The organism is Kangiella sediminilitoris, assembly GCF_001708405.1.
GTDB lineage: Bacteria > Pseudomonadota > Gammaproteobacteria > Enterobacterales > Kangiellaceae > Kangiella > Kangiella sediminilitoris.
The window spans coordinates 2,212,942-2,230,411 of record NZ_CP012418.1; the positions used below are offsets into that span (position 1 = coordinate 2,212,942).

The following is a 17,470-nucleotide window of genomic DNA, read 5'->3' on the forward strand; positions in this document are numbered from 1 at the left end:
AATGGATAAGTTCTGTGAAAATCGTTAATAAGATTTCCGAGCTTCAATCTGCTCTAGCAGATTACCGGAGTAATAACCAAACCATCGGCTTTGTACCCACCATGGGTAACCTGCACCAGGGTCACCTTAGCCTGGTAGACAAAGCCAAGGAAGAAGCGGACTGTGTGGTTGTCAGCATTTTCGTTAACCCAACTCAGTTTGGGCCAAACGAAGATTTCGATGCCTACCCAAGAACTTTTGAAGCGGACTGCGACAAGCTTAATGAACAAGGTGCCGATATTGTATTTGCACCGTCGGTGGAAGAAGTCTATCCAGACTATATCAACAACCCTGATCGTCCTAATTTGACCACAGTCCATGTAGCAGAGTTGGGCAATGATCATTGTGGAGAGTCACGTCCAACCCACTTCGATGGGGTCACCACCGTTGTCTGTAAATTATTTAACATGGTACGCCCCGATTTGGCTGTGTTTGGTCAAAAAGACTTTCAGCAGCTGACCATTATCAAGCGTATGGTTCGAGATCTAAATATTCCTGTCACCATCCTTGGGGCCCCCATAGTGCGTGAACCCAATGGTGTAGCGATGAGCTCGCGAAATGGATATTTGAGTCCAGCAGAACTTCAGCAAGCGGCGGGTTTACAGCAAACTTTGCAATGGGCTAAGTCCCAACTAGAAAACCACCTCCTTAACTTTGATCAGGTCGAGCAGGGAGCCTTGGAACGTCTTAATGAAAGAGACCTCCGCGTTGATTACTTTAATATTGCCAACGCAACAACCCTTCAGGTTGCTGAAAGCTCTGATAAGGAAATCGTCATACTTGCTGCAGTCTTCCTGGGCAAAGTTAGATTAATTGATAATCTTACATTGTCACTTCAATAGAAACTTAAGAATGGTGGGCAATCCGGAGAGATTGTCCCGTCTTCAACTTTCCCCTGCTGAAAATTTGGTTTATGCTGACATGATAATAAAAGATATTAGCTTTAGGAGTCAGCAGAATGTCCGAGGTTAAAACCTATCCCATAATCAAAAGTCCCCAGCATAAGCCTCATATTGATGAGGAGATGTACCACCGCATGTATCAACAATCGATTCGTGATCCCGATAAATTTTGGGGACGGATGGCACACCAATTCATTGACTGGTTCGAACCTTGGGATGAAGTCAGTAATGTCGACTTCAAAAAAGCAGAGATTAGCTGGTTTAAGGGAGGTAAGCTCAATGCCAGCTACAATTGCATTGATAGGCACCTAAAAGATAAAGCTGAGCATACCGCTATTATCTGGGAAGGCGATGAACCGGACCAGCAACGCTACATCAGCTATCAAGAATTGCATGACGAGGTTTGCCAGTTTGCGAATGCGCTTAAAGAGCGAGGCGTAAAAAAAGGCGACCGTGTCTGTATCTACATGCCTATGATTCCAGAAGTAGGATTCGCCATGCTGGCCTGTGCGCGCATAGGAGCCGTGCATTCCGTTGTTTTTGGTGGCTTTTCTCCAGAAGCTCTCAAGAGCAGAATTCTGGACAGTGACTGCCAGGTATTAATTACCGCAGACGCCAGCGCCCGTGGTGGTAAGAAGGTTCCATTAAAAGCTAATGCAGATATAGCGCTGAAAGACTGTCCTGACGTCCATACCGTGATGGTAGTAAAAAGTCAGGATTACGACATCAGCTGGAATGACGAGCGCGACGTTGACTATTTTGAGTTAAAAAAGGATATGCCTAAAGAGTGCAAACCTGAGGTTATGGATGCCGAAGATCCTCTTTTCATCCTTTATACTTCAGGCTCTACAGGTAAGCCAAAGGGTGTGCTCCATACGACTGGCGGCTATCTCCTATACACCTCCATGACTCATAAATATGTATTTGATTACCACGAAGGTGAAATTTACTGGTGTACCGCCGATGCAGGCTGGATAACCGGACATTCTTACATCTTCTATGGCCCACTGGCTAATGGTGCGACTACCCTGGTATTTGAGGGTGTTCCAACCTACCCATCGACTTCGCGTTTTTGGGAAGTCATTGATAAACATAAAGTTTCTATCTTCTATACAGCTCCAACTGCAATCAGGGCTTTAATGGCAGGTGGTAATGAAGCCGTGACTAAATGCTCTCGTCAGTCTTTACGAATACTAGGCACGGTTGGCGAGCCTATTAACCCAGAAGCTTGGGAGTGGTACTACAAAATCGTTGGTGAAGAACGCTGCCCCATCATTGATACCTGGTGGCAGACAGAAACTGGCGGCATCTTGATTACACCACTACCCGGGGCAACACCTCTTAAGCCGGGCTCCGCAACACGTCCTTTCTTTGGCGTTGAGCCCGCACTGTTAGATACCGATGCTAAGGAACTGGATGGTGTAGCCAATGGCAGTCTGGTCATGAAAAACTCATGGCCTGGTCAGATGCGAAGTGTCTGGGGTGATCATCAACGATTCTATGATACTTACTTCTCGCAGTTCCCGGGTTACTACTTTTCTGGCGATGGAGCGCAACGTGATTCCGATGGTTATTACTGGATTACAGGTCGAATGGATGATGTTCTTAATGTTTCAGGCCATCGCATGGGTACAGCTGAAATTGAAAGTGCCTTAGTACTCCACCCAAAAGTTGCTGAGGCTGCTGTTGTCGGCTACCCACACGATATAAAAGGCCAGGGAATATACGTCTATGTAACCCTGATGAAAGGTCAGAAAGGCTCCGATGAGCTAAAAGATGAACTGGTGGCTCATGTTGCCAAAGAAATTGGTCCTATCGCAAAGCCTGACAAGTTACAATTCGCCGACGATCTCCCCAAAACCCGCTCTGGTAAAATTATGCGACGCATTTTACGCAAAATAGCGGCAGATGATGTTGAGCATATAGGGGACACCTCGACTCTGGCTGAACCAGCAGTGGTTGAAAAGCTGATTGAAGAAAAGCTGTAATTATCAGGAAGGCTGAAGCACCCTGGCTTTAGCCTTCTCCAGCCAATCATCAGTCACTACAAACCCGCGCATTATCTCTTTGCCACTGCGAACCCCAATAATCTGCTGTATTTTCTGAAATGGGTATCCCTCGCTGTGACCATGAATTAAGAAAGTATTTTTATTAATAACTTTAAGCTCCTCCTGCTCCTCCGGGTCAACCTCAGATAACCAGTAGTCTTTAGGTAATAGTAACCACTGTATATCAGAACTCAGCTGGAGGTGAGCAAACTCCTCCCAGGTTGTCCAGAATCCCTTCAAGTGCCTTGGGCTTACTTCTTTAGGGTAAGCATAATGTTCCTGCATAAAGGACTTTACCGGATAGAAAAGCCGCCCCCGAGTTAGTACTTTCTTTTCATCAATAAATATTTCTTTGTGGCGAAGCCATTGTTTTATCAAGGGCTGTTCAGACAGTTTTAACTGATGATTGAAAAGGCGTTCATATTTATTATCAAAGCGATCTCTTAGGTTTGGACCTACCCAGTCACTTAATGCTTCCCCTTCTCCGACCTGGAGGTAAAACTTGACTGCCAGTTCACAATGAATCGTGCGTTCGAAGACCCTATCCTGGAGGATAGAGTCAAACTCACCATAGGTATGGTTATCAATGATTACTTGTAGGTTATGAACTACAACATCCAGGCTGTCACAATACTTGGTCAAGTGTTGCCATAGTTGCTCAAAGTAAACCCCAAGTCGATGGGTTTGCTTGTAATCAAAAGTTCCGCCCGGTGACATCCTACTGACCAGCTCCATCGTATTCTGATGTCGCGGCAAAGCTAGTAATTCAGGGGTGTTGAGAAACCATGCCAAATCTTTTTGGTAGCGAGACATGTAACTTCCAGTTTAGTCGTTCCATTCTGATTTCGATATCATAGCAAAAAAAGAAAAGGCCAGCTTGTTTTCAAGCTGGCCTTATTCACCAGGGGTATGAATTTTAGGGGTAGTTCTGTCAAAGGAGAGAAAATTCATACAAAGTTTGACGGATTTCATAAAGTCAGCCACCAAACTTATGTTTAATACTATAGCGTACAAACCTGTTAAAATATTTCGGGTTTACGTAAAAAGTCAGAAAATTTGTGTAAAGGACACTGACTATTCTTTACACTTAGGATAAAAGGCGCATGCTATATTCGCTATTATACTTAGATTAATACAATAACAGTGCGGTAATTTAAGGGATACCTATGACCAAATTATTAATAGCTGATGATGACACCGAGCTCTGCCAACTGCTGCAGGAATACCTGTCTCAGGAAGGCTTTGATATTACGGTTGCTCACGATGGTGCATCGGCAGCACAACTGATTTTAAATGAGTCATTTGATCTTATGGTACTGGATGTCATGTTACCTAATATGAATGGATTCGATGTCTTGAAAGAAGTCAGAAAAGAGTCTCAGGTTCCTATCCTTATGCTCACCGCTCGCGGAGATGAAATTGATCGTATAGTAGGTCTTGAGCTTGGAGCCGATGATTACATTGGTAAGCCATGTAATCCGCGAGAATTAACCGCACGCATCCGTTCTATATTACGCCGTACCGAAACTGACTACAGCAGCAATAAAAAGAAACTTCGCTCGATTCATCTAGAAGATCTTTATATCAATCCTGGTTCTCGCGAAGCGTTGGTGAACAACGAAGCCATAAAGCTTACAGCAACTGAATTCGATATTTTATACCTTTTAGCAAGCCAGGCCGGTGAACTGGTGAAGCGCGATGACTTGTCAGAGAAGTGCCTGGGTCGCTCGTTAGAAGCTTATGACCGCAGCATCGACATGCACATCAGTAACCTCCGCCGTAAATTAGGTACAGACTCTCACGGTGATGAGCGAATAAAAACAGTCCGAGGTGTTGGTTACCAATATGTTTCGCACGATACGTAAGCTAACCAAACCCAGTCTATTTTGGAAAATCTTTTTATGGTTCTGGTTAGCAACCTTGCTAACCCTAACCTCTATTATCTTTCTGTACAGTATTACGTCTAAAGATACTCGACTGGTACCCACCACCGTTGAAGAATCTGAGCTACTGCGACAAACGGCAATCACCGTACAGTTGCGCCATGTTATTGAAGAGTATCAAAACGGCTTACCGATTCAGCCAAGTGGCACATCTAAAGAGCTTGATAATACCTTCATTATCAATAACCAAGGCTATGAAATATCCGATAAGGAAGTCCCCGACGTTATTTACCAGCTTCGAGCTTATTACAAACAACGTAATAGACCAGCAACGGTAACGATAAACAACTACTCCTACTCCGGCCCGGAAATTGTTTTTAGCCGTGGCCAGTACTATCTGCTTTTTATTAAGAAAAAGAGTCAGCAACACTTCAGTACACTGGTCACCGAGTTTTATCATTCAATCAGTATCTGGCATCTTCTGACAGCGCTGGGTATCAGTTTCCTCGTATGTTTCGCGTTAGCCTGGTACCTTACGCGCCCCATACATCAGCTACAGAAAGCCACCAAAGCACTGGCCAAAGGTAACTTGGATGCTCGGGCCAAAGATTATGTAGGTAAGCGAGGCGATGAATTTTTTGATCTTGCCGAAGACTTCGACCTCATGGCTGATCGCATTAACCGTATCATCATGTCTCAAAAACGACTGCTCAGCGATGTTTCTCATGAACTGCGTTCACCCTTAACTCGTATGCAAATTGCTGCCAGTCTTGCGCAAAAAAATAGTCACCCTGAATGTGCTACCCATATCGACCGTATTGAACTTGAGGTTGAGCGCCTTGATCAACTGATAGGTGAGTTGCTACAGGTTGCAGCTCTTGAGCGTGGCAACCAGTATGGCGATCCCGACATTTTTGTGGTTAACGATCTGCTTGATGTCATCATCAGTGATGCACAATTTGAAGCAACTGCCAATAACAAAGAAGTTTTACTACAGGAAAGTCCGACAATAAGTTTTAAGGGCTTTTATAATTTACTTGGACGCTCAATTGAAAACGTAATTCGCAATGCAATTCGTCATACACCTGATGGCACAAAGATCGTCGTCCAGCTTAAGGATGCGGGCCGCTATTTCAACATTGTTATTACCGATCAGGGGCAAGGAATTGACGAGGACCATCTGAATAAAATCTTCGAACCGTTTTATCGTCCAACCGAAGCGAGAGAAAGAAGCTCAGGCGGAACAGGCCTTGGACTAACAATTGCTAAGCGTGGTGTAGAAGTCAACGGCGGAAGTATTAAAGCAGAAAACGCAGAATCGGGCGGGTTGCAGGTCACCATGACCTTACCAAAAACAGTTATATGAAACGGCTGAGAATACTCCACAACAGCAGCAGTGCTAAAGCGATTAGAAAGCCACCAAGGATTCTGTCAATCCAGTGACCAAACTTATTGAAAAAGCCTCTCACTTGTTTACTGGCCAGGATATAGGATAGAAAAGCAAACCAGGCTGCTGTCGCAAACGCCATCCAGACTCCATAAAACCCTTGCATCAACAAAGGTGTTTCAGGGCCAACCAGTGTGGTAAACAGCGATAAAAAGAACAGAGTTGCCTTCGGATTCAGTACATTCGTAATAAACCCCTGACGGAAGGCCTTACCATCAGTCATCACGGGCCGTTCCTGCTCCTGCTCAACCTTACCCAGAGTTTTATGAGCCTTTGAGCCAAGAGCACCCCAGCCTATATAAATCAAATAACTTGCCCCGGCTAACTGAATCAGCATAAATAGCCAGTCGGTACTTTTTATTAAAAGACCAATACCTAGTACGGCATAGGTCACGTGAACGAAAATAGCAAGACCAATACCAAGGCTGGTGATAATAGCAAAACGTCGTCCAAATATTATCGACTGACGCATGACAATTGCAAAGTCTGGTCCAGGGCTCGCTACTGCTAGCGCATGAGCCGAAGCTATCAGCACAAACTGCTGCCAATATTCACCAAATAAAGTGCTGAACTCCTGCCACATCATTCGCCTATTACGACCAGTATTTTTTGTGATAATTCCAGCATCAGAGAGCCATAGGAGCTCACTACTAAAAACAGAATAACTGCTGTCATCACTGACATTGTGCTTATCATTTTAAGAGCAAAATGCCGAGTCATTTCGTACGACCTATCCGTCCGGTGAGCTCTTCTCCTGGCCCATAGCTGTCTTAAATAGCCTCCTAATAACCACAAGCATACTGCCATCGTTACCAGACAGCTCAGCAGAATAAAGATTTGATTTTTTTCGAAGGTTAGTGCCGCGCCTAAAACTACTCCAGGCATAAGATATACTGGAGCCCAGATCATGCTGGCAATGAGTACGGCAACTAAAAACTTTTTAGCCGGCATATCAAGAATGCCAGCGATTAGGGAAATAACTGCACGAATTGGGCCAATGAACTGACCAATTAATATTCCGGCAAAGCCATGACGTCTAAAAAAGCTTTCTGCCCTGTGCAATAATTTTTGATGATTTTCGACCCACGGCCAATGATGCACGCGCTCCTTGAAAGCAACACCAACCAGAAATGAAAGAGCCTGGCCAGAAGCAGCTCCGGCAAAACTAAAAAATGCAATTGGCCAGAAACTCAGACTCCCCGAACCAATGAGACTGCCTACGCCAACTAACAGTAACCAGCCCGGCATAGCCAGACCGACAATCGCCAGAGACTCTAGAAATGCTATAGCAAATACAGCGATGCCCGCCCAGTGCGGGTTAGCACGTATCCACTCAATAATGTTATTTACAAACTCTTCCATGGGAGCTAATAATGAATAAAGTTAAAGCAAAAGTCGACAACTATTTGTAAGCTTTTATATTTCAGGAGTGGTTACCTAACCTTCTTGCTAATTTTCCTACCCTCGTTTATCGTTTTAATACTTTTAATACGGATAGATAACAGGTCGCCCCATGAGTGATAAATACAAAACCATAATTCAACAACGTCAACCAAAGGATGTTGAAATTTTTCATAACGTACACCCTGATGTGAAGCCACCAAAAATGGATGTGGATCATCTCTACTCAGATCATGAGCGCATTAATGATTACCGTTCTTCGGGTGAATTGATAAGAAGTCTCGCCAATACCATCAAACAGTGGCGCAACAATATGCCAAAAGATGCCCAGCCCGTTATCGTAGCTATGCTGAATGGTGGCCTTCAGATCAATGTATCAAGGCTTGCTCAGGAATCATTTCATGGTATCCGAATAGAAGGATCTGCCAATGGTAACCCTTGTATGGTATTAACCCACCAGAATAATGTAGAACTCTTATGCTATATCCAGCAAATCGCTGAGGAAGAGCATGAGACAAGAATTGGTTTTGTGGTTGACGGTAAAGAAACCGAAGAATAAGGTTTAGATTTAATAGCAGGAAGTTAAATCGCTTCCTGCAAATCTTCTTCATCAAAATTAAGGACCAAGTGAATATCCAGATTCTCTGCAGTTAACAATAACTCCTCTTCTACTTCATCAAGGTCGATAATATAGTCTGTTGAGACTTTTAATCGAACTTTGTATAACTGCTGCCCCACTTTACTCATGTAGGGTTTACGGGTCATTTCATCGATAACCAGATGATTTCTGATCAATGCTCTCAGTAACTCAACATCAATAACATTGTCTCTTAAACCGTATAGCTCAATTTCAAATCCCACTTTATCTTCCTGGGCGTTGATATTTTCATTGGCAGGAGTGAGATTAAACTGTAGTCGCTCGGAACTTAAACTATCCAGGCAGGCTCTGAATGAGCCAAAATAGACAGGGTTGATAGAAACACTGAGTAAGCCATTAAACGCATTTCCCATGCGGTTGAACCTTGAAGCCTGTAAACGAGCATTAAAGCGGTTTATTATCTCAGAGAGATTGACAATAATTTCTTCATTATCAGTACCAGTCACTGAAATAATGACTTCTATATCCTTATGGGATTGCAGCATATGCTGTAAACGTTCATCATCCACGATATCGCCTTCCATATTATCCAGTCTCCATTCGACTTGGGCTGTTTAAAAAATACTCTATTTAGAAACTATTTGCAACGGGACATTTGCTTTGTTAAATCTTTTCTATCAATGTTGCCTTAACCATCTGTACCTTCTACTATTATTACTAACTAGAAGGCAAGGAGTCTCATTATGAGAAAACCATATTTAGCAGGAATCACAGCATTACTTCTCACCGCTTGTGCAACTTCCCCAACAGGTCGTGACCAGGTTCTTATATTTTCTGAATCACAAATGGCGGAAATGGGTGCGGCATCATTTACATCCATGAAGGAAAGTCAAAAAATTGATACGAATCGAGCCCATAACCGTTACGTTAACTGTGTAGTTGATGCCCTTATTCCAGAACTTAATCGAATAGACCCTAAAATGCGGTCTACCCGCTGGGAAACTCAGGTATTCGTTGATGATTCAGCAAATGCGTTCGCTCTGCCCGGAGGTAAGATTGGCGTACATACCGGCATGTTTAAGGTTGCTGAAAATTCAAGTCAACTGGCAGCAGTCATTGGGCATGAAATTGGTCATGTATGGGCTCGGCATGGTAATGCCCGTGTATCCAGCCAATTCATAACCTCAACTGGATTACAGCTGGCTGCTATTGCTGCTGGTGAGCCTACACAGGAAAAGAAGCAGCTGCTGGGACTACTAGGTGTGGGGGCTCAGGTCGGTGTACTTTTACCTTTTAGCCGTGGAGACGAGTCCGAAGCAGATGAAATTGGTATTGAGCTGATGGCCAAAGCGGGCTTTGATCCTAGGGAAAGCGTAGAGTTATGGAAAAACATGGCTAAACAAGGCAGTGGAGGAGCACCGGAACTTCTTTCCACACACCCAGCTCCGCAGACACGAATTAGTAAACTTCAGGCTCTCATGGAAGACAGTATGTCAGATTATAGACAGGCTAGATCAGAAGGGAAAAATCCAAACTGTAGCTTATAACGAAGGATTACATTTGGCGGATTGTTATTGATCCGCCAAATAGCCGCCTCTTTCATATATCCCTTCCATGTAAAGGTCTTCAAAATCCTTAACTACAGATTTTTGTACTTCAGGAAGTGATAATAAGTTCTTACGCCATTTAGAGATTTTTTTATAGTCACTGACAGGATCAACGCCAATATTATCAGCCACAATTTGCGAACGCATCAAAAATGGTGCAAATGCACTATCAACCAAACTGAAAGAGTCACCTTCAAAAAATCCCTGGTCACCAATTTTTCGTTCCAGAGGAGCAAGCTTTTTGGTTAGGTCTTCCTCAATTTTGTAATAGGTTTCTTCACGACGCGCCTGAGTTAACTGATGCTGGGCATTGAATAGACTGGTACTGAATTCAATCCAAGCTCTGTGCTCGGCTCTTGCTAGAGGGTCCTCAGGTAGCATTCGCTCACCATGGGTTTCATCCAAGTACTCGTTAATGACTGCCGACTCAAATAAAACATGTTCCTTAACACGAAGTAATGGAACCTTTCCCAAAGGCGAGATTTCTAAAAACCAGTCCGGTTTTTTCCGAAGATTGATATACTCAATGGTGAAATCAATTTTCTTATGCAATAGCGTAATAACCGATCGCTGAACGAAAGGGCATAACTTAAAGCTTATTAATATTGGTTGTTCTAAAGAAGCCATATTCGCAACTTAAAGTTAGTATCTAGAGGTAATGTAAAACGGATTTCATGGAAAAGCAACAATACTTTTCACGCTGAAACAGATATAAAAAAGGCCTTCGAATGAAGGCCTTTTTATTTTTTAGTGTTCGTGACCACCAGCGCCATGAACGTGACCATGAGAAAGTTCTTCCTCATTTGCATCGCGTACTTCGACAACTTTTACATCAAAGTTTAACGTTACACCCGCTAAAGGATGGTTGCCGTCTACTGTTACCGTATCACCATCAACCTTGGTCACAGTAATCAGCTGCGGTCCCTGTGGAGACTCTGCATTAAACTGCATACCAGGCTCAACTTTATCAACGCCCTGAAAAGCTTGCATCGGAACTTCTTTGATTAGTTGCTCGTGACGCTCACCATAAGCTTCTTCTGGATTTACTGTAACAGACAGCTCATCATCAACCGCTTTACCAGCTAATGCATTTTCCAGACCAGGAATAATGTTTTTATGACCATGCAAATAGGCCAATGGCTCATTACCTTCTGATGTATCAACTAATACACCCTCATCTGTTTTGACAGTGTATTCAATCTTTACGACTTTGTTTTCTTCAATTTGCATAATCAACTCACCTACTTTCTATAAAATTTTATCCAGACGGAATGCAAACCATGCTGGATACGGAATACTAAACTCTGGGTAATAAAAGAATATGAAGTGGGTATATCGACAGGGAAACTCTTATACAGAGTAATCAAATTTTGGCTAGCTTAACACTAGTTATAAACATGGGGTTGGTTCATATAATTACAACCCCAGTTTATTAATCACTTGCCTACAGCCTGACTTTCGTAGAAGAAAGTCATTAATGCTCAAATCGAAAGTTTGCTTTTAGCTAACTTTCTCACCCGCAGCCTGTTGGTCTGCATGGTATGACGAGCGAACCATAGGCCCACTGGCTACATTGGTAAAACCTAGGTCTTCAGCGATCTTACCTAACTCATCAAATTCTTTCGGTGGCATAAAACGCATGACTGGATGGTGATACTTACTTGGCTGCAAGTATTGGCCCAGCGTTAACATGTCTACGCCATGTGCACGCAAGTCTTTCAAGACCTCAATGATTTCCTCATTAGTCTCACCCAGGCCAACCATCAGACCTGACTTAGTTGGAATCCCCGGATAGCGCTCTTTAAACTGTTTCAACAAGTCTAATGACCACTGGTAATCAGCACCTGGGCGAGCCTGCTTGTACAAACGTGGCACCGTTTCCAGGTTGTGATTGAATACGTCAGGGAGACCAGCTTCCATCTTATCCAGGGCCACTTCCATACGACCACGGAAGTCAGGAACAAGAACTTCCACCTTCAGCCCAGGGTTCTGCTCTTTCGCTACTCGTACACACTCACTGATATGTGCAGATCCACCATCACGTAAATCGTCACGATCCACTGAGGTGATGACTACATAGTTCAACTTCATCGACTTTACCGAGTCAGCCAAGTGTTGTGGCTCTTCCGGATCAAGCGGCAATGGGCGACCATGCGCAACATCACAGAAAGGACAGCGTCGAGTACAGATATCACCCATTATCATAAAGGTTGCTGTACCGTGACCAAAACATTCTGGCAGGTTAGGACAGGAAGCCTCTTCACACACTGTGTGTAGCTTCTTGTCACGCAGCATATCCTTAATTTTGGTAATTTGGTTACCGTTCGGTAAACGCACACGTATCCAGTCCGGCTTACGAGGCATTTCTTCCGTTGGCATAATTTTCACTGGGATACGCGCCATTTTCTCTTCGGCACGCATTTTATGCCCTGGAATCACTTTCCCGGTAACTTTTTTCTTACGAGGAGATGTCTGGGCAACAGACTCTGGTTTTGACATAAAAAGCACTCAAACCTAACCCAATTACTCAGGCAGGCCCTTCATTTCAAGACGGCTATTATAACCTAATTTGCTGCATAATTGATCCACTAAGTCTGGCTTAACTCTCTCCAGTGTCTCGGGACCACCACGCTCGGCGATTTGCGTCATCGCCATACCTTGATAACCACATGGGTTAATCCGCGCGAACGGCTCAAGGTCCATGTTAACATTCAGCGCTAAACCATGAAACGACTTCCCTTTCCGGATTCTAAGGCCCAGAGAGCAAATTTTAGCTTCATCGGTATAAACGCCCGGCGCATCGGAACGGGGATAGGCCTCAATTCCATAGGTACCTAAGGTATCCACCACGGCATTTTCTATCGCCGACACCAGATCCCTGGGGCCCATGCTTTTGCGCCTTAAATCAATCATAAAATAAGCGACCAGCTGACCCGGCCCATGATAGGTTACCTGGCCACCTCTATCGACCTGTACCACCGGTATATCACCCGGAAATAACAGGTGCTCTGGCTTACCGGCCTGTCCCTGAGTAAATACAGGGTCATGCTCCACAAGCCAAATCTCATCGGTAGTGCTTTCATCGCGCTCGTCAGTAAAGCGCTGCATTCGCTTCCAAACCGGAACATAGGTTTCATGCCCCAGTTCACGAATAATTACCGTATTTTCGATACTCATCGTCGCTTCTTTCTAACTACAGGGTCATTTTTACGCCTTCAACGGTATAAACTTCTTTATACATCGCGTCTACCTGCTCACGGTTTTCTACCGTAACCATGAAAGACAAAGATATATAATTACCGTCACGACTCATTTTTGAGGTTGGTGAGTAGTCACTAGGCGCGTGGCGATTGACTACCTCAGCCACCTCCATATCAATACCTTCTCGATGCACAGCCATGACCTTGAAGCAAATTTCACATGGAAACTCCCATACTTTATCTCGATCATATTGTGTCATAACTTAGCCTCACCACTAATTTCTCCCAAGTATAAACGTTCTTTTAATACTTGGTAATATTCATACATTTGTCGCCAGACCGAGCCTGGCTGACCACTACCAATTGTAACATCATTCACTTTGACGACTGGGCGGATTTCTTTGGTTGAGCTGGTTAGCCAGATTTCATCTGCAAGCTCCAGCTCATGTTCAGGGATCGGGCGCTCTTCATACGGAATGCCATGCTGATTAGCTAATAACAGAATAAACTCCCGAGTCACACCTGCCAATAGATGCTCACTCAAAGGCGGCGTAATGATAACACCATCCCGAACAATAAACAGGTTACTAGATGTTGCCTCACTCGCCTCACCGTTGCGTACTAATATGGTGTCATCCGCGCCAGATTCAAGCGCTTTCTGCTTCAGCATACAGTTAGCCAGCAACGTTATTGCCTTGATATCGCATCGTTGCCAGCGGATATCCTCAGCTGTTATTACAGAATAACCTTTAATTTCAGTAGCTTGTGAAAGCTTTTGTACGGGAGGCAACGGTGAAATCATGGCGAAAACAGTCGCCTCACCCTGCTCTGGAAAGTCGTGATGCCTCTCAACATAGACCCCGCGGGTTATCTGCAGGTAAACGGAAGCATTATCGTAAGGATTTTTCTCAATTAAGGTACCAATGATAGTTTTCAACTCATCATCAGATTGTGGCAGGGACATGTAAATTGCAGCCAGGCTCTTACGTAGCCTATTAATATGACTGGTTAAACGAAAAGGATTTCCGGCATAAACGGGAATGACTTCATAGATACCGTCACCAAACAAAAAGCCCCGGTCCAGGACCGGGACTTTAGCTTGTTCAAGGTCTACATAATGACCATTTAGATAGGCAACTGACATAATCTCACTATACTAATTGGCTACTGCCTATAATAGTTCGGTCTTGACTGTTGAGTTAGTTAGTCATTAAACCAAAGGGCAATAGAGTCCCACATACGGCCAAAGAAACCTGCTTCTTCTACATTATCCAATGCTACCATAGGTAAGCGTTTAACTACCTTGTCGCCAATACTGAAGGTGACTTCGCCAACTACCTGACCTTTTTGGATCGGGGCGATCAGCTTACCACTCATGGTATAGTTTGCTTTTAACTGATCTTTCTCTGTTTTAAGAACGGATAGCACTGCGTCCTGCGCCAAGCCTACTCCAACCTGCTCTTTTTCGCCCTTCCATACCTCAGCCTGTTTAAGCGGCTTTCCTGCGGCAAATGCATTAATATTGGTGTAGAAGCGGAAACCGAAGTTCAACAATTTGCGGCTTTCACTGGCACGAGCACTCATGCTGTCGGTACCCATAACTACAGAGATAAGACGCATTCCTTTCTTTTCGGCAGAAGACACCAGACAAAAACCAGCGTCTTCTGTATGGCCTGTTTTAATTCCATCCACACCCAAAGTAGTATCTCCTAACAACTCATTTCTATTTTTCTGAGTAATGTTGTTGTAGGTAAATTCACGCTCTGAGTACATCGCATAGTCTTCAGGGAAGTCTGCTATTAAGGCTCTTGCCAGCTTAGCCAAGTCACGGGCAGTGGTCATATGCTGCTCATGTGGAAGGCCTGTACTATTCATGAAATGAGTATCACTCATTCCCAGTCGCTTGGCATACTGATTCATTAGATCAGCAAAAGCATCTTCGCTACCCGCAATGTGCTCTGCCATGGCAATACTTGCATCATTACCCGACTGAATCACGATTCCACGGTGTAAGTCCTCCACTGACACGTACTTGTTAACCTCAACAAACATCAAGGAGCTACCTTTCAGCTTAGGGTTCTGTGCCCAGGCGTTTTCGCTGATTAAGACTTTATCATCCTCACTGATGTTACCTTTGTGTAACTGGTCAGCAATGATATAGCTGGTCATCATCTTGGTCAGACTCGCTGGAGGCAACTTTTGTCTGGAGTTTTCCTCCATCAAAATCTGCCCGGTTTCATAGTCCATTATTAACCATGAGCTGGCGTCAACACTCGGCTTCCCTGGCTGTATAGCCTGCGCATTGCTGGCTACCATCAACAAAACCAAACTAAAAATCAGTACTTCAATGGAAAAAATTCGTTTCATCATGATTTCAACACTATTCATTTAAGCCTAAAAATATAAATTAATCTGCAACTACCCGTGGTGCGCCAAAACTATACTGTTTTAACTGCGCCAGGATAGCTTCTGCGGCGCGAGGACTTTCCAGAGGACCAATCCGTACTCTTTGTAATGTCTGACCGTTGACTTCCACTGCCGTAAGACTGATAGGTTGACGGAAATGATCACGTAACCTGGAAGCTAGCGTGTCTGCCCTCATCTCATCAGCAAAAGCACCAACCTGAACATAAAGTTTGGCGTTATCGTGTTGCTGATCCATAGGTGCAATTTCTAACTTTCCATCAGATTCAACCATGCGGTTTGCACCCTTGGGTGACTTTAATACTGTCACCTCTACCTGGGCCGTGCCTTTATCGTCATAGCCCAGCTTCTTTGCGGCAGCATAAGACAAATCAATCAAACGATTTTTTACAAAAGGGCCCCTATCATTAATCTTTACGATCACTGATTTACCATTATTGATGTTTGTCACCCGCGCGTAACTTGGAAGCGGCAATGTTTTATGCGCAGCGCTGAACTGATACATATCGTAAACTTCGCCTGAGGATGTACGACGACCATGAAACTTTTGCCCATACCAACTGGCCGTCCCAACTTCTTTGTAATTATTGCCAGATGCCAGTACGTGATAAACCACTCCATCCACTTCATAGTAGGGAGGATTTCCAAAAGCACTCTTCTCTTCAACCCTCGGCGTCGGCTCGATTGCCGGACCGTCCTGGAAAGAGCTTGCAGTACCATCTGGTGCATAATCCGGGATCTTTCGATCGGCAGCACTACCATAGGCTGGCTGATCATCACGGCTCACCGTAGTGGTACAAGCACTCAATACGCTTAAAGCCAGCAAGCTGCTAATTAATTGAATACTTCGTTTCGAATGTCTCATGCTTTATCGTCTCACACTCTTAAGATTCACGATGTGTCTTTTCTTTTTGCTGATGTATAGCAAATTCTGCTTCTATTTCCTGACTTAACTGGTGAACCGCCATGGCATATAACGGGCTACGGTTATAGCGCGTAATGACATAAAAATTATGGAACCCCAGCCAATAGTCATAATGATTTTTTTGCTTAAAGTGGTAAATTCCTGCAATGTCGCTATCCTCTGCGGCTCCTTTGTAATCAAGGCCCGCCTGTTTCATTTGACTGATCGTAAATTGTGGCTTTAATTGCTCGTTCTTAAAGCGTTTGGCCATCGGCTCATCAATATCTACAAACTCAGCCACCGGCTCGCCCAATTTCCAACCGTGAACACTAAAATAATTGGCGACACTACCAATCGCATCAGCCGTATTATTGAATAAATTTATTTTACCATCACCGTCAAAATCAACTGCATAGTGCCGGTAAGAGGTTGGGATAAACTGCCCCATTCCCATGGCGCCAGCATAAGACCCTTTTGGCTCACCAATTTCCCAGCCCTGCTCTCGGGCTAGTACGAAATATTGCTCAAGCTCTCCTGCGAAAAAACTTCCGCGCTTTGGGTAGTGAAAAGCTAATGTATTGAGGGCATCAATCACCGCGTCGCTACCCTGGATGCGACCATATTTTGTTTCCACACCAATAATTGCAGTAATTACTTCTGCAGGAACCTGGTATTTCTCTTCAGCCTTTTTTAAAAGCTCATAGTTTTCTTTATAGAATTCTACGCCTTTCTTAATTCGATCCTGCTGAATGAATATGGGTCTATATTCAAACCAGTCTTTACTCTCGGCGGGACGAGTTATTAATTTGATAATGCTGTCTTTTACTTTAGCTTTTGACAATACAGTTTTAACATAGCTGGCAGTAAAGCCATGTTTTTCTTGCATGTGTTGAGCGAAAGCTTCTGGCTCAGTTGGTGCGCTACCACCACTTGCTGCATAACTACTCAAACCCAGTAATGCTGCTACGATAATTTTTCTCACATTCTTCTCCCAGGATGAATCCACATTACCCTTGA

General features: G+C 44.0%; 19 protein-coding genes. 6 read left to right on the plus strand and 13 right to left on the minus strand.

Annotation, left to right across the window (positions count from 1 at the left end):
* Positions 1–14 precede the first annotated feature (14 nt).
* Together panC and acs are read left to right on the plus strand one after the other, a co-directional pair.
* On the plus strand, positions 15–881 hold the full coding sequence (gene panC / locus KS2013_RS10410) for a pantoate--beta-alanine ligase (RefSeq protein ID WP_068993499.1): 867 nt from the start codon (positions 15–17) through the stop codon (positions 879–881).
* 116 nt (positions 882–997) lie between these two features.
* Complete coding sequence (acs, locus tag KS2013_RS10415; protein WP_068993502.1) at positions 998–2,929, plus strand: acetate--CoA ligase; 1,932 nt, start codon at positions 998–1,000, stop codon at positions 2,927–2,929.
* Between the two features lie 3 nt (positions 2,930–2,932).
* Here acs and KS2013_RS10420 read toward each other — a convergent pair whose 3' ends face one another.
* Positions 2,933–3,802, minus strand: coding sequence for a DUF1853 family protein (locus tag KS2013_RS10420; protein ID WP_068993505.1), 870 nt, complete (start codon positions 3,800–3,802; stop codon positions 2,933–2,935).
* Positions 3,803–4,155: 353 nt separating this feature from the next.
* Here KS2013_RS10420 and KS2013_RS10425 point away from each other — a divergent pair, with 353 nt between their 5' ends.
* Both KS2013_RS10425 and KS2013_RS10430 read left to right on the plus strand, forming a co-directional pair.
* Complete coding sequence (locus tag KS2013_RS10425; protein ID WP_068993508.1) at positions 4,156–4,854, plus strand: response regulator; 699 nt, start codon at positions 4,156–4,158, stop codon at positions 4,852–4,854.
* Entirely contained in the window at positions 4,835–6,238 is a 1,404-nt protein-coding gene (locus tag KS2013_RS10430; RefSeq protein ID WP_068993511.1) for an ATP-binding protein, read from the plus strand. The genes KS2013_RS10425 and KS2013_RS10430 overlap by 20 nt, the downstream gene beginning before the upstream one ends.
* On the opposite strand, the gene KS2013_RS10435 is transcribed toward KS2013_RS10430, so the two are convergent.
* Together KS2013_RS10435 and KS2013_RS10440 are read right to left on the minus strand one after the other, a co-directional pair.
* A complete protein-coding gene (locus KS2013_RS10435) occupies positions 6,231–6,905 on the minus strand; it encodes a LysE family translocator (RefSeq protein ID WP_228703670.1) in 675 nt (224 codons plus the stop codon). The two genes, KS2013_RS10430 and KS2013_RS10435, sit on opposite strands and share 8 nt — an antisense overlap.
* A complete protein-coding gene (locus KS2013_RS10440; protein ID WP_068993518.1) occupies positions 6,902–7,681 on the minus strand; it encodes a DedA family protein in 780 nt (259 codons plus the stop codon). The genes KS2013_RS10435 and KS2013_RS10440 overlap by 4 nt, the downstream gene beginning before the upstream one ends.
* Positions 7,682–7,832: 151 nt before the next feature.
* On the opposite strand from KS2013_RS10440, the gene KS2013_RS10445 reads away from it, so the two are divergent.
* Complete coding sequence (locus KS2013_RS10445; RefSeq protein WP_068993521.1) at positions 7,833–8,279, plus strand: hypothetical protein; 447 nt, start codon at positions 7,833–7,835, stop codon at positions 8,277–8,279.
* 23 nt (positions 8,280–8,302) lie between these two features.
* On the opposite strand, the gene KS2013_RS10450 is transcribed toward KS2013_RS10445, so the two are convergent.
* Entirely contained in the window at positions 8,303–8,902 is a 600-nt protein-coding gene (locus KS2013_RS10450; protein ID WP_068993523.1) for a hypothetical protein, read from the minus strand.
* 159 nt (positions 8,903–9,061) lie between these two features.
* Here KS2013_RS10450 and KS2013_RS10455 point away from each other — a divergent pair, with 159 nt between their 5' ends.
* On the plus strand, positions 9,062–9,865 hold the full coding sequence (locus tag KS2013_RS10455; protein ID WP_068993526.1) for a M48 family metallopeptidase: 804 nt from the start codon (positions 9,062–9,064) through the stop codon (positions 9,863–9,865).
* Positions 9,866–9,889: 24 nt separating this feature from the next.
* Here KS2013_RS10455 and KS2013_RS10460 read toward each other — a convergent pair whose 3' ends face one another.
* From KS2013_RS10460 to mltB, 9 genes are all read right to left on the minus strand, one after another.
* On the minus strand, positions 9,890–10,552 hold the full coding sequence (locus KS2013_RS10460) for a glutathione S-transferase family protein (protein WP_068993529.1): 663 nt from the start codon (positions 10,550–10,552) through the stop codon (positions 9,890–9,892).
* Between the two features lie 120 nt (positions 10,553–10,672).
* The gene (locus tag KS2013_RS10465; RefSeq protein ID WP_068993532.1) at positions 10,673–11,155 is read right to left on the minus strand and encodes an FKBP-type peptidyl-prolyl cis-trans isomerase; all 483 of its coding nucleotides are present in this window, start codon (positions 11,153–11,155) and stop codon (positions 10,673–10,675) included.
* Between the two features lie 270 nt (positions 11,156–11,425).
* Entirely contained in the window at positions 11,426–12,346 is a 921-nt protein-coding gene (gene lipA, locus KS2013_RS10470) for a lipoyl synthase (RefSeq protein WP_068994547.1), read from the minus strand.
* Between the two features lie 102 nt (positions 12,347–12,448).
* Positions 12,449–13,102 carry a lipoyl(octanoyl) transferase LipB gene (gene lipB, locus KS2013_RS10475; RefSeq protein ID WP_068993535.1) on the minus strand — a complete coding sequence of 218 codons (654 nt, stop codon included), beginning with the start codon at positions 13,100–13,102 and terminating at the stop codon, positions 12,449–12,451.
* 16 nt (positions 13,103–13,118) lie between these two features.
* On the minus strand, positions 13,119–13,385 hold the full coding sequence (locus KS2013_RS10480; RefSeq protein WP_068993538.1) for a YbeD family protein: 267 nt from the start codon (positions 13,383–13,385) through the stop codon (positions 13,119–13,121).
* The gene (locus tag KS2013_RS10485; protein ID WP_068993541.1) at positions 13,382–14,269 is read right to left on the minus strand and encodes a D-amino acid aminotransferase; all 888 of its coding nucleotides are present in this window, start codon (positions 14,267–14,269) and stop codon (positions 13,382–13,384) included. Before KS2013_RS10485 ends, KS2013_RS10480 begins: the two co-directional genes overlap by 4 nt.
* A gap of 59 nt (positions 14,270–14,328) precedes the next feature.
* Positions 14,329–15,495, minus strand: a complete 1,167-nt coding sequence (locus tag KS2013_RS10490; protein WP_228703671.1) for a D-alanyl-D-alanine carboxypeptidase family protein — start codon at positions 15,493–15,495, stop codon at positions 14,329–14,331.
* 37 nt (positions 15,496–15,532) lie between these two features.
* On the minus strand, positions 15,533–16,414 hold the full coding sequence (locus KS2013_RS10495) for a septal ring lytic transglycosylase RlpA family protein (RefSeq protein ID WP_068993547.1): 882 nt from the start codon (positions 16,412–16,414) through the stop codon (positions 15,533–15,535).
* 19 nt (positions 16,415–16,433) lie between these two features.
* Positions 16,434–17,435 carry a lytic murein transglycosylase B gene (gene mltB, locus KS2013_RS10500; protein ID WP_068993551.1) on the minus strand — a complete coding sequence of 334 codons (1,002 nt, stop codon included), beginning with the start codon at positions 17,433–17,435 and terminating at the stop codon, positions 16,434–16,436.
* Positions 17,436–17,470: the final 35 nt, after the last annotated feature.